The sequence below is a fragment of the Salinispora sp. H7-4 genome, assembly GCF_013416675.1.
In the GTDB taxonomy this organism is placed as follows: Bacteria; Actinomycetota; Actinomycetes; order Mycobacteriales; family Micromonosporaceae; genus Micromonospora; species Micromonospora vitiensis.
Map to the genome: position 1 here is coordinate 53,964 of NZ_JABZED010000045.1, position 12,949 is coordinate 66,912.

12 protein-coding genes are annotated in these 12,949 nt (G+C 69.3%); 8 read left to right on the forward strand and 4 right to left on the reverse strand.

The genetic code is table 11. The features are described from left to right. Window positions 1–218: 218 nt before the first annotated feature. The gene (locus H0524_RS17900) at window positions 219–1,427 is read right to left on the reverse strand and encodes a cytochrome P450 (protein ID WP_180199687.1); all 1,209 of its coding nucleotides are present in this window, start codon (window positions 1,425–1,427) and stop codon (window positions 219–221) included. A 157-nt stretch (window positions 1,428–1,584) separates the two neighbouring features. On the opposite strand from H0524_RS17900, the gene H0524_RS17905 reads away from it, so the two are divergent. The 4 genes from H0524_RS17905 (at window position 1,585) to H0524_RS17920 (ending at window position 5,931) form a co-directional block, all read left to right on the forward strand. Further along, window positions 1,585–2,844, forward strand: coding sequence for a condensation domain-containing protein (locus tag H0524_RS17905; RefSeq protein WP_180199707.1), 1,260 nt, complete (start codon window positions 1,585–1,587; stop codon window positions 2,842–2,844). 50 nt (window positions 2,845–2,894) lie between these two features. Beyond that, window positions 2,895–3,254: an MmcQ/YjbR family DNA-binding protein gene (locus H0524_RS17910; RefSeq protein ID WP_018728126.1), complete on the forward strand. Its 360-nt coding sequence runs from the start codon at window positions 2,895–2,897 to the stop codon at window positions 3,252–3,254. 398 nt (window positions 3,255–3,652) lie between these two features. Beyond that, a complete protein-coding gene (locus H0524_RS17915) occupies window positions 3,653–4,093 on the forward strand; it encodes a hypothetical protein (protein ID WP_180199688.1) in 441 nt (146 codons plus the stop codon). A 635-nt stretch (window positions 4,094–4,728) separates the two neighbouring features. Further along, window positions 4,729–5,931 carry a cytochrome P450 gene (locus H0524_RS17920; protein WP_180199689.1) on the forward strand — a complete coding sequence of 401 codons (1,203 nt, stop codon included), beginning with the start codon at window positions 4,729–4,731 and terminating at the stop codon, window positions 5,929–5,931. 40 nt (window positions 5,932–5,971) lie between these two features. Here the strand turns inward: H0524_RS17920 and H0524_RS17925 are convergent, their stop codons facing one another. After that, entirely contained in the window at window positions 5,972–6,991 is a 1,020-nt protein-coding gene (locus H0524_RS17925; protein ID WP_180199690.1) for a methyltransferase, read from the reverse strand. A gap of 1 nt (window position 6,992) precedes the next feature. Beyond that, window positions 6,993–7,958 carry a ferritin-like domain-containing protein gene (locus H0524_RS17930; protein WP_180199691.1) on the reverse strand — a complete coding sequence of 322 codons (966 nt, stop codon included), beginning with the start codon at window positions 7,956–7,958 and terminating at the stop codon, window positions 6,993–6,995. A 60-nt stretch (window positions 7,959–8,018) separates the two neighbouring features. On the opposite strand from H0524_RS17930, the gene H0524_RS17935 reads away from it, so the two are divergent. The 4 genes from H0524_RS17935 (at window position 8,019) to H0524_RS17950 (ending at window position 11,686) form a co-directional block, all read left to right on the forward strand. Beyond that, on the forward strand, window positions 8,019–9,365 hold the full coding sequence (locus H0524_RS17935) for a condensation domain-containing protein (RefSeq protein WP_309225148.1): 1,347 nt from the start codon (window positions 8,019–8,021) through the stop codon (window positions 9,363–9,365). A 217-nt stretch (window positions 9,366–9,582) separates the two neighbouring features. Further along, window positions 9,583–10,686 (forward strand): LLM class flavin-dependent oxidoreductase, encoded by a 1,104-nt coding sequence (locus tag H0524_RS17940; RefSeq protein WP_018728119.1) that lies wholly within the window; start codon window positions 9,583–9,585, stop codon window positions 10,684–10,686. Continuing rightward, on the forward strand, window positions 10,683–11,336 hold the full coding sequence (locus H0524_RS17945) for an NADPH-dependent FMN reductase (RefSeq protein WP_180199692.1): 654 nt from the start codon (window positions 10,683–10,685) through the stop codon (window positions 11,334–11,336). Before H0524_RS17940 ends, H0524_RS17945 begins: the two co-directional genes overlap by 4 nt. Window positions 11,337–11,386: 50 nt before the next feature. Next, window positions 11,387–11,686 (forward strand): acyl carrier protein, encoded by a 300-nt coding sequence (locus tag H0524_RS17950; RefSeq protein ID WP_180199693.1) that lies wholly within the window; start codon window positions 11,387–11,389, stop codon window positions 11,684–11,686. 157 nt (window positions 11,687–11,843) lie between these two features. Here H0524_RS17950 and H0524_RS17955 read toward each other — a convergent pair whose 3' ends face one another. After that, window positions 11,844–12,932, reverse strand: coding sequence for a trans-aconitate 2-methyltransferase (locus tag H0524_RS17955; RefSeq protein ID WP_180199694.1), 1,089 nt, complete (start codon window positions 12,930–12,932; stop codon window positions 11,844–11,846). Window positions 12,933–12,949: the final 17 nt, after the last annotated feature.

Consider the following 12,949-nt stretch of genomic DNA (forward strand, 5'->3'; position numbering starts at 1 on the left):
GACTCGGTACTACGGATTGACGCAGGACGAAACTACTCTATGCGTCCGTCGTGGCCGCTCCGACACGACGCAAGAAACAAATCACCGCTGTCAGGTCTTCGGGCCGTCCGGCCGATACCCCTGGCGGCGCACCGTCTCAGACTGGCTCCCGCCGGCCACATACAACAAGCGACACCACATCCTAGCCGGGATGCCGCACGATCCCGGTGAATGCGGCATCAGCGTGCCGCCACCGCGAGAGGCAGCTGGTCGTACGACCGGAGGCTGGCGTGCCGGCGCCGAACCGCCGGCGCGGCGGGCCCGAGCACGGCGACCCGGCCGACCAGACGCTCGAAGACGACCACCGCCATCAGCCGAGCCAGGGCGGTGCCGACGCAGTGGTGCAGCCCGCCGCCGAACCCGAGGTGCGGGTTGGGATCGCGACCGACGTCCAGCCGCTCCGCGTCGGCGAAGACCTCCTCGTCCCGGTTGGCAGCACCGAGCAGCAGCAGCACCGGCCGGCCGGCGCGGATCTTCTGCCCCGCCACCTCGACCGGCTTGCGAGCCACCCGGATGACGTTCTGGATCGGCGCGTCGTACCGCAGAAACTCCTCCACGGCCGAGGGCACCAGCGCGGGGTCGGCCCGCAGCCGACCAAGTTGCTCCGGGTGGTTGAGCAGGGCGGCGACACCGTTGGACACCAAGCCCATGGTGGTCTCGAAGCCGGCGTGGAACAGAAAGAGCATGTTGTCCACGAAGTCGGCCACCGCCGGCCGGTCCGACGCGGACTCCTCCCAGTACATCTCGGCCAGGGTAGGGCCGCCCGGGCTGGCACGGCGGATGGCGAGCAGATCCCCGAAGTAGTCGTGTAGCCAGGGCAGCGCGGTGTTGATGTCGGCCAGATCCGCCGGGCTGAGGTTGGCCGCGTCGAACACCTTTGCCAGGGCGGTGACCCGGGTCAGCACCGCGGGACGGTCGCCGGTCGGGATGCCGATCAGGTCACACACCACACCGACCGGCAATGGCACCGCCAACTCGGTCACCACATCGAGCCGTCCCCGGTCGAGGGCGGGCTCAAGCAACGCATCAGTCGCAGCGGCGATACGGTCGTGTAGCCGACGCACCACCGGTGTGCCCAGGGCCCGACCGATAAACCGGCGGAGCCGGGTGTGCTCCGGCGGGGTCCGGGTGAGCACGATCCGGTCGAGAAAGTCGACGCCCGGGCTGTCGCCCAGGGTCAGCCGGGTGTACTCCGCCGGCATCCGGCTCTCCAGCCGACCGTCACGCAGCAGGGCCGACACCGCACCGTGGCCGGTGACCAGCCACTGGCCGAGCTCCGCACGGGTCAGGGGCCCGCGCGCACGCAGTTCGGCGTAGGCCGGATACGGGTCGTCCTCGGTCGCCAGGAACGCCGCGGACAGATGGGGGCGCGCGGTGTTGGCTCGCATGAGAAGACTATCCGCGAGTCACACCCGAACAGCAAGACCCAACATACGGTCACACGCAACACGCTCGAGGGAGAATGTCGACACCCGTCGGGTCCCGCTATAGGCTCGCCCTGTGCGCGAGGAACCCGCTTCCGTCGGTCAACGCCTCCTGGCTCTCATGGATCACTATCGGGGTCAGGAGAGCGCTCTCAACGAGCAAGTCCTGTGGCACCTACACGGCCCGTACGACCACGACGCCATGACCCGTGCGGTCGTCGCGCTGTCGGCGCGACACGAGGCGCTGCGGACCACCTACCCGCGGGGGCGTCGGCTGCGCCAGCTCGTCCACGAGCCACGGTCACTGGTGGTGCCGCTGACCGATGTCTCCGGCGAACCGGACGCCGCGGCGGCCGCGAAGCGGGTGATCGCCGCCGAGGTCGCCGCCCCGGTCGAGGCGTCGGTGTGGCCGCTGCGCCCGCTCGTGCTGCGGATTACACCCGAGCATCACCTGGCGCTGCTAACCCTGCATCACTACTGCTCGGACGACTATTCCAACGCGCTACTCGCACGAGACCTACGGGCCCTGTACGCACGCGAGGTCGGCGAGGTGATCGACCTGCCCGACCCGCAGTGGCAGTACGCGCAGTGGGCCAACTGGCAACACGAGCAGCTCTCCGGAGAGAACCTGGACCGGCTCACCGGATACTGGCAGGAAAAGCTCACCGGCGCCCGGCTGGTGGAGCTGCCAGCCCGACGGTGGCGACCGGTGCCCGAGGGTGAACCACCATGGATTTCCATCGAGCACTATGTCGACGCGGACACCACGGCTGGTCTCCGACAGCTCGCACGCCGGCAACGCACCACGCTGTTCCCGGTCACCCTGGCGGTGTTCTACGCCCTGCTGCACCAGGAGACCGGAGCGTCCGACCTCACCGTCGCCTCGCTGTTCGCGAACCGGAGCCGGCCCGAGGTCCGCGAGACGGTGGGCTTCTTCGCCAGCATGGTGCTGCTGCGCGAGCGACTCGGCGCAGACACCACCCTCGGACAGCTGATCGCCCAGACCCGCACCACCGTGATGGAAGCTATGCGCCATCAGGATCTGCCGCACCAACTCCTTCCCCCGGACACCGTCGTCGGCGGGACCGGCCGTACCGACGACGTGCTGTTCCAGCTGCTGGGAAGTCTGCTGCCCCGGGCCGACATGGCCGGCGAGGAGCTTGACGACATGGCGGCCCAGCTGGAGCGGCGGCGCTTCGCACTGGAGTTCGTCGTCGTACCGCAGGGTGACGTGCTCTCGGTGTTGCTGCTCTGCTCCCGGGCGGAGTTCGACCCGGGATGGGCGGACGCCTTCGTCCGGAGCTATGTCGCGTTGATCCGGGCCACCGTCGCGACCACCGACGTTCCCCTGGCCGAGTTGCGTGATGCCCTGGTCGCCTGAGGGACCAGTGAACCGAAGCGAACTGTCACCCCGGCGACCCGAGGAAGACAATGATTAGCGAAGACGACGTACGGCAGCGAGCCCTGACCCTCCCGGAGGCGCACGCAAGCGCCCACTTCGACAACGCCGACCTACGGGTACGCAACAAGATCTTCGCGTCCTTCCCCGCCGGGGCCGGCACGGTCATGCTGCGGCTGAGCCCGCAGGATCAGGCAGAGCTGCTGGCCGAGGACCCGGCGACCTTCTCCGCGCCCGACAACCACTGGGGGCGGCAGGGCTGGACGAGCGCGCGATTGGACCGGGTCGACCCGGTCCAACTCGGCGAACTACTCACCGAGGCGTGGCGGCTGCGCGCGCCTCGACGACTGGTGACCGCCTTCGACGCGCGACACGGCGACACGGCGGACTAGACCGGCTTCCGGGCCGGCGACCAATCACTGGAAGTGCACCAGGCGAGCACTCGAACCTGCGGAGTGTCGCTTCAGGTGGTTCACCGTGCCGAACGCGGAAGAGGGTCCGGCCATCGCGACGGTACCGCACCCGACACCCGACACCCGGTAGGTGTGGCTCCACATGTGGCGGCCCGCCGTCATGTCTGAGATGACACGTTGCTACCCCCACCTCTTCCGGTTTCGATCTCGAAATTACCAAGGTACGAACCCGCTCCGCCCGTGTCGTGCCATTCCTTTCAAGATCACCCCGCGGCATCGATCAGATCCAACGTGAATACTCAATAGATTGAGCCGATCGGATATTCCCACACCGTGTTCGTCCGCTCTAGGGTTGAGCACCAACAGGAGGGGGAATTATGTTGCCGATGGTCAAGGCCCGAAGAGTAGGCACCACCGACGTCGCGATTTCGGTCAGCGGTAGCTGCACCCTAAGAACCGCTGGCTACGTAACCCGGGTCGCGGACTACATGCTCGGCCACGTCGAACCACGGCTGGAGCGGGTCGAGCTCGACCTGACCGAGGTGACCACGGTCGACGAGGACGGCTTCGCCTCCCTGGTCCAAGTAGCCGCGACGGCGACCGAGGGCGGGGCCGCCGTGGTCGTGCGGTACGGCGCCGAACGGACAATACTGGAACGGCACCACACCGGGCGACTGATGGCGTCCGAGCAGATCGGACGCATGTTGCGGACGCACCTGCGGCCGGTGGCCCGTCGCCGCCGGATACACCTGGTCGTTGCGGACGACCGCATCGTCGGCGACTGCTCTGTTTCGCTGGCCGGACGACACCGAGGTTGACCCCGGCCGGCCAGCGGCATGGCCCCGGTGACATCGGGGCGTGGCTGTCGAACGACGGGGCGTGGTTGCCCGCCACCAGGCCATGCGGGCCAGCACCCGCAACCCCCGGTCGTCGTCGGTCGCGACCGGGCCCTGCGCGACGATCCGGCCACGACCGGACCAATTGAAAGCAGTCATTCGTACCCGGCCAACCACTGCGCCACGTAGCCACCCGGACCCACGGTTAACCGGCCCGCAAACCAAAGACAACGTTATCGCCACCCCTCCCTCTTGCGTCGAACTGGGCCGAACCAGAGGAAACAGCGGGAGTCCCGAAGCCACAGACCACTGCCTGACAAACTCATTGTCACCACTGCCGAGACACATGGTAACCGAATCTGGGCGCAGATTCGGTTCCACAACGAGAGAGACTAGATTTCGACCGAAGCGACAAATGCCGGTTCGCCGGGCCGGAGCCACGGCCAATCCCGTTGATCATAACTGGATTCGAGACCCGGGCACCTGGGCTCGGCCAGGTGCCCGGCACGCGTGCCGGCGTTGGCGTCACACCGTCAGTGTCCCGGCGTCCACCCTGGTGTAGTGTCACGGGCCGTCGGGCTTGCCCAGAACAGTAGACACAACACACACTAGACACCATGACCACATCGGCCCTGGCACCACGCTTCGACGCCTTGGACCCGAACGTCGTCGAGGACCCCTACCCGGAGTACGCCCGCCTGCGTGCCGCCGGTCCGCTGTGCCGGCTCGGACCGGGCAGTTGGGGGGTCACCCGATTCGCCGACGTCACCAGCCTGCAACACGACCCCCGCCTCGGCAGCGAGTTCCCGTCGGGCTACCACGAAATCTCCGTCGGCGACGGCCCGGCGAGCGCATTCTTCCAGCGGGTCATGCTCTACCGCGATCCGCCGGACCACATCCGGCTACGCCGGCTGCTGAGCGGAGCGTTCACCCCTGCGGTGGTCCGGCGGTTGCGCTCCCACATCGAGGATCTGGTCGACGAACTACTCGCACCGACCCTGGCGGCCGGTCGGATGGACCTGGTTCCCGAGCTGGCCTATCCGCTACCGGTACGGGTTATCTGCCGGCTGATGGGGATCCCACCGGAGTCCGCCGAGGACGTGCGCCACCACGCGACGAACATTGGCCGGGCGTTCACCGCGGTCGTCCCAGAACAAGCCCGGATCGAAGCCGACGAGGCCGTCAGCTGGCTGCGTGAACACCTCGGTGCCCTCCTGGAACAACGCCGGTCACGCCCGGGCGACGACCTGCTCTCCCGACTGCTGGACGCCGAGGAGTCAGGGGACAATCTCAGCGCCGACGAGATCGTGGACAACACCGTCTTCTCGTTCTTCGCCGGCTTCGAGACGACCGTACATATGATCACCACCGGAACCGCGGCGCTGCTGGCCCACCCCGACCAGCTCGCCCGGCTGCGTGCTGACCCCTCGCTGGTGACGACCGCCGTCGACGAATTCCTCCGCTGGGACGCGCCGATCCAGGGCACCGCTCGCTACGTCCGCGAACCGATCGAGATCGGAGGCCGGACCATCCGCAGAGGCCGGGTCCTGGTGCTGATGATCGGCTCGGCCAATCATGACGAGCGACGGTTCGCCCGGCCTGACCGCCTCGACGTGGGCCGGCAGGACAACCCGCACGTTGCCTTCGGTGGCGGTGCCCATCTGTGCCTTGGCGCCTTCCTGGCCCGGATGGAGGGTGCGGTGGTCTTCGACCGGCTGGCCCGACTCGCGGTGCTGGAGCCCGACGGCCCCACGGTCCGGGAGCCGAACACGCCCTTCCGGGCGTACGCCTCGGTGCCGCTGCGAATCGGCGACGGGTGAGCCACCCCTCGTCGGCCCCCGGCGCGCGCTACCGACGGCCTCATTCGGTGGCCGGCAGCGCCTCCAGCACAGTCAGCGTGGGTGTCGCGATGACCTGACCCAGCCGTAGCCCGACCCGCTCCAGCAGCGCGCCGGTCTGCGCACTGCTGCGGTGCGCCCCGCCGGTGAGCACCATCGCGTGGACGTCGAACAGCTTCGCCACGTCGAAGGTATTCCCGGGCGGCAGCACCGCTTCCAAGAGCACCAACCGGGAGTCGGGTCGCATCGCGGCGCGGATGACGCCGAGGATCCGGACCGCGTCGTCGTCGTCGAATCCGGGCAGCACCGTCTTGAGTAGGTACCCGTCGCGGCCGGCCGGTACCGCGTCGAAGGCGCTGCCGGACACCACGTCGCAGCGATCGGCGACCCCGGCACCCGTGAGCACCGCCGGGGCACCTGCCACAACGTGCGGAAGGTCGAACAGCACGCCGCGGACCGCCGGGAACCGGGCCAGCAGCCCCGCCAGGAAGCCGCCGGTGCCACCGCCGACGTCGACCAGCGTGCCGAAGCGCCGCCACGGGTAGGCGCCGAGCAGCGTCCGCAGGTGCAGCCGGTTGATGCTCCGCATCCAGTCGTCGACTCGGGCACTCTCTGCTGGGTTCGCCGCCAGATGGTCCCAGTAGCTTCGGCCGTGCACCCGGTCGAAGGCCGGCCTGCCGGTCCGGAGGGTGTGTCCTATCTGGGCCCAGGAGCGCACGTCAGAGTCGAGCACCGTGAAGCTGTCCCGCAGCGACATCGGGTGATCCCCGCGGAGCGGCTCGGCCAACGGAGTGAGAGCAAACTCCGCCTCGCCCACCTCGGCGAAGACCCCCCGGGCCGCTAGTGCCCGCAGCAGCCGCAGCAGGGCGCCCCGATCAGCCCCGGCGGCCTCCGCCAGATCGGTCACCGTCCGTGGACCGTCCGCGAGCAGGTCGGCGACGCGGAGGTCACAGGCGGCCCGCAGGGCGAACGGGGTGATCTGGTCACCGAGTTCGCCGAGGCGGACCACGGCGTCCAGGTCGAGCCGCGGCCGTCCGGCCATCTCAACGCCCCTCTCGTACGCGTAGCCGCTCACCGGCGAACCGCAGCAGCCCCAGCTTGTCCAGGCCCACGCGGACCCGGTGGGTCATCAGTCCGATCTGGCCGAGCGCGGCCGCGACCCGCGAGAACACCGCCTGCCGATACATGATCATGAGGTCGTGTGAGGCGGCGAACGAGACTCCCTCGGCCCGGTCGACCTCCAAGCGTTGCCAGATGTCGCCGAGCAGAAAGCGCTGGCGGATCAGCGATGCCGCGTCGAGGACCAGCTCCTCCCGTTCGGCCCGCTCCGCCGTGGTCAACTGGTCGTAGAGGCCGCGCAGTGAGAGCACGCCGAAGGTGACGTGCCGAGCCTCGTCCCGGGCGACCAGTCGGGTCAGGTTCTTGATCAGCGGATCGTGGAAGCTGCTGTTGGACAGTCGGAACGAGGCCATCGCGATCGCCTCGACCATGATCTGCATGCCGAGTGCGGTCACGTCCCACCGCGGGTCCGAGAGAATGTCGGTGAGCAACTCCCGCAACGGCGGCGATACCTCGTACGGCTCGGGAATCTTCTCTCGCAGATACCGCGCGAAGACCTCCACGTGACGTGCCTCGTCCACGACCTGGGTGGCCGCGCAGAACTTGCTGTCGAGGTCGGGTACCGCCGCCACCAGGCGGGCGGCGACCACCAAGGCCGCCTGCTCACCGTGGAGGAACTGGCTGACCATCCAGGACTGGAACTCCCAGCGGAAGTCGTCCCAGGCGGGCCGGCCGCGTGCCGCGAGCGGCGAGTCCGCGAACGCGGCCATCGCGAACGCGGAGTCGTCAGGCAGCGGTTCACCGAACGGCACGTCCACCGTCCAGTCGACGTCGGACACCTTCCACTGGGCCGACTTGGCCCGCTCGTAGAGGGCCATCAGCCGAGGATCCGTGGCTTCGTAGTCCCAGTTGAGTGTGGTGTCGACCTGGGTCGGCACAACAAAGCTCATACGACACAACGTACCGATCGGGCCGGCTGATGCCAATCCACTGACGCTATCGTCGCTTTCGTGAACACACGACAAACGCCAGCATCGGTGTCCCAGCGTCTACTCTGGATGATCAAACACTACCGCGCCGACTTCGGTGCGTTGAGCTGTCCGCTACTGTGCCGACTGACCGGTGACCTGGACGCTGACGCGCTGGACGCCGCGTTGACCCGGCTCGCCGCCCGGCACGAATCGCTGCGGACCACCTTCACCGGACGCGGCGCCCGGCTGGCCCAGATCGTTCACCCACCGGCCCCGGTGCCGACCCGGCGGATCTACCTGTCCGACCATCCGGACCCGGAGGATGCGGTCGACGAGGCGGTACGCGCCGAGCTGCGCACCGCGATCGATCCCACCGAGTGGCCGGCCCGGGCGACGCTGTGGCGGCTCGGGGCCCGCACCCACCTGCTCTGCCTGAACCTGCACCACCTGGTGACCGACGCCTGGTCCACCGGGATTCTCTTCCGCGACCTCGGCGCGCTGTACGCCCGGGCGACCGGAGCGAGTTCATCGCTGCCCGACACCGGCTGGCCGTACACCCGGTTCGTCGAGTGGCAGCAGGAACTCCTCGACGGCGACGGGCTACAACGACACCGGGACTACTGGCGCCGGCAGCTGGCCGGCAGTCAGCTACCGGCGCTGCCCGCCGCGGCGGGCGACCGCCCAACCAACGCCGACCGCCCCACCAATGACGATCGGCCGGCCAGCACCTCTCGGCCGGCCACCGCGGACGTGGCGATCGACCTCGACCGCGAGACCGTCACCCGGCTGCGAGCTCTGGCCCGAACCCGTCGCACCACGCTCTTCGCGGTGTTGCTGGCAGTCTTCTACCACCACCTGCACCAGGTCACCGGCCAGGACGACCTCGCGGTGGCGTCGATGTTCGCCAACCGGTCCCGCCCCGAACTGCGGGAGACCGTAGGTCTGCTGGCCAACATGGTGCTACTGCGGGCCCGGGTCGGACAGGCAGCCACCTTCGCCGACCTCGTCGGGCAGGCGCACTCCGCAGCCATCGGCGCCTTCACCTACCAGGATCTGCCGTACCAGATGCTGCCGGCGGACGCGGTGCGCGCCGGTGGGCGCCGCGCCGACGACGTGCTGTTCAACGTGATGGCCGAGGCGCAGCACCGCACGGTCGCGGCGGGTGTCGGCTTCGAACTGCTGGTGCCTCGCGGCCTGGGCAGCCGGTTCCGGTTCGAGTTGGCCATCGCCCCGGTGGGACCGGCGGATCTGCGGGTCGTCCTCTACCACCCCACCGCCGCATACACCCCGGCCCAGGCGCACAGTTTCCTCTCCGGGTACGCCGATCTGGCCACCACCCTGACCGCGGCGCCCACCGCCCCGCTGGGCACCGCCCGGCCGGTCTGATCGGCGGCGGACCCGAACTGTCACCCACCGGTCCGCAGATGGCGTTTGGTAAAACGAGAAGCGACACAGCACTAACACCACATACTCTTGACACCGCATGCCGCTACTGAGAGGCTTCGACCAGTCCTACCTGGCAAACGCGCAGGAGGCGGACGACTCCTCGGGCCGTACCGCGGGGCACCGCTCACCCGGTCGATGCTGTGACAGGAAGGTCCACATGTCACTTCACCTGCATTGGTTTCTCCCGTCCCACGGGGACGGACGTGAGGTGGCGAAGACCCCGGACGGCACCCCGGTGCAGGCCGTCCGGCGTGCACCGGAGATCGACTACCTCGGCCAGGTAGCCAGCGCCGCCGACCAGTTCGGCTTCGACAGCGTCCTCGTCCCGACCGGGCTGTTCTGCGAAGATCCCTGGCTGATCTCGACGGCGCTGGCCGGCCGCACCCGCCGACTAAGATTCATGGTCGCCCTCCGTCCCGGATTCCTGGCCCCGACCGTCGCCGCGCAGATGGCCGCAACCCTGCAACGACTCTCGGGCGGCCGGCTGCTGCTCAACGTCGTGGCCGGGGGCGATCGGGACGAGCAGTTGCGCTACGGCGACTGGCTCGACCACGACGCGCGCTACACCCGCGCCGAGGAGTTCCTCGATGTCCTGTCCCGGGCCTGGACGGGTGACCCGTACGACTTCGAGGGGATCCACTACCGGATTCGCGCCGGCCGGCTCACCCGAAAGCCCGCGGTCCGGCCGACGGTGTTCCTCGGCGGCTCCTCATCCGCCGCGCACCAGGTGGCCGCCCGCCACGCCGACGTCTACCTCGCCTGGGGCGAGCCACCGGAGCCGTTGGCAGCGCTGGTCAAGAAGGTTCGCGACCGGGCCGACATGCAGGGCCGCGAACTGTCCTACGGATCCCGGTTCCACGTGATCAGCCGCGACACCGCCGACGAGGCGTGGCAGGTAGCCCGGCGCCTGGTGGATCGGATGCACCCGGACACCATCGCCGCCGCACAGCAGCGATTCCGAAGGACCGAATCCGAGGGGCAACGCCGGATGGCCGCTCTGCACCGGGGACAGACCGATGACCTGGAGGTGTACCCGAACGTCTGGGCCGGCTACGGACTGGTCCGGCCGGGTGCCGGGATGGCCCTGGTCGGCAGCCATGCCGACGTGGCCGACCGGATCGAGGAGTACCACTCGTCAGGTCTGGATCACCTGATCCTCTCCGGCCAGCCGCACCTCGAGGAGGCGTACACCTTCGGTGAAGGTGTCCTGCCGATCCTGCGGCACCGAGGGCTGCTGGCTGATCCGGAAGGAGACCGGTGACCGATCTGCGACAACCTGCATCCCGACGTGCCGTCCTACCGACCGATTCACTGGCTGTCCCGACGACCGTGCTGGTCGGCAACCCCCGACGGGAGTCCCGCACCCTCACCGTGGCCCGGCACCTCACCGGGGCCCTACGTACCGGGCTCGCCGGCTTCGGCGTCCACCTCGCCGACCCGCACCTGGTGGATCTGGCGGAGCTGGGACCAGACCTGCCGTCCAGGCTGATCGCCGGTACTGCCGGGAATGTCCCACTGGAACAGGTGCTGACCCGGGTCCGTAGCCCCGGTCTACTGGTGGTGGTCAGCCCGACCTTCAAGGGCTCCTACACCGGGCTGCTGAAACTCTTCCTCGACATGCTCCCCCGCGAAGGGCTGCGGCCGGGCACGGTCGCGGTACCGGTCATGACGGCCGGGTGGGCACAACACCGCTTCGTCCCGGACGCTCAGCTTCGACCACTCCTGGTCGAACTGGGGGCTGTGGTGCCAGTACGAGGCCTGGCGGTACTCGAGGAGGAGTTCGGCGATCTCGAATCCGCGGTCGCCGGCTGGACCGAAGCCGCGGTGCCGGTGCTCGCCGCCGTGCTGCACGGCTGCCGACCCCCGGCACCGCTCTCGCCGCACCTCGCCGAACCCGCACCTGTCCCCTGACCTGTGTTTCAGCCCCGCTCAGCCAGGCGATCCGGAAGGAACAAGCGACCATGAGTGAGCAGACCCCGACGCTCGCAGGGCCGACAATGTCGGACGAGCACATCCGTACCAAGGTCAAGGCCATCGTGCTCGACCTGGCACCCAGCCCGGAAGGTCTCGACGGCACGGAGACGGCGTTGGTCCAGGATCTCGGCTTCCACTCGCTGGCCCTGATGGAGCTGGCCTTCGCGCTGGAAGACGAGTTCGACCTGGATCCGATCGACGAGAAGACCGCGCGGTCGATCACCACCCTGCACGCGGTACAGGAGCATGTTCTGCACCGGATCCGGGAGCGGGCAGCGGAGTCCTGACTCCCCACCCGTCGCGGGGCCGGCCGCCCCGAAGGTGCTGGCCGGCCCCATCGTGCTCCGTCGAGGCGACCGCCACCCGGCTGCCGTCGACCCGATCCCGACATCCGCCGGTGGACGGTGCGCACCGGGGGAACTGCCGGTGCGCACCGGTCCCCCGTCAGCCGATCAGGCGGTAGAGCCGGTGGAAGCGGTCATCGATTGGCATCTGGGTGACGGCGGCGAAGCCCGCCTCGGCCGCCAGTCGCCGCATCTGGTCGGGACGGAGTGCGGTGCCGGTACCAGCGGAGGGCTGCTGGCTCAGGCAGGCCGGCAGGCAGTGCAGCACGCTGGTAGCGTACTGAAAGCGTTCGATTTCATCGGCTGGGGCGGTGAACCGCTCCGCCACTCGGGCATCGAGCACCAACACGGTGCCGCCCTCCACGCACAGCCGCCGGCAGGTGCCCAACACCTCCACCGGCCGGGCGATCTCATGCAGGGCGTCGAAGAGGCAGACCAGGTCGTAACGGCCGGCGAGATCCGGGGTCGCCGCATCGTGGGCGACGAAGGAGACCCGGTCGGTCAACCCGGCGTCGGCGACGTGCCCACGGGCGTCCGCGATCACCTCAGGGTCGACGTCAAAGCCGTCGACGGTGATCGACGGGTAGGAACGGGCCAGGCCGATGCCGGCCCACCCGGCGCCACACGCGACATCCGCCACCCGCGCCGGCCCGGCGGTGAGCCGGGTGTGCACGTCCGGGGCGAAGCGCCGCAGCCAGCCCGCCAGCTGGTGGGTGAACATCGCCCGGTTGGCGCCGGCGTGTCCCTGGCGCCAGTCGACACCGTAGACCGCATCCGGTACGCCGTCACCGCTGCGATACGCCGCCAGCAGCGCCGGCAGCGCCGCCGCGACCCCGCCCAACGGCAGCACGGCCAGGGCCGCCATCGACACCGGGTTGTCCGTCACGGTCAGCACCTCGGCGTGCGCGGCGGGCAGGGTAAAAACCCGCCGCGCGGCCGGGCGGTTCGGGTCGTCGACCGTGAGCACGCCGGCTACCGCCTGCTGCTCCAGCCACTCGCGGGCGTACCGCGGGTCGACTCCGGCTCGCACGGCGATCTCACTCGCTGTGCCGGGGCCCCTGGTCGCCAGGTCGTCGTAGAGCCCCAGGCGAACCCCGAGGTACATGGACAGAAGTTCCTGGGTTGCCAGCAGGGAGTTCCACATCCGGACCGCGAGGACCCGGGCCTGGGTGTCGGTGGGGGCGGTCATCGGCATCCTCCGGGCGA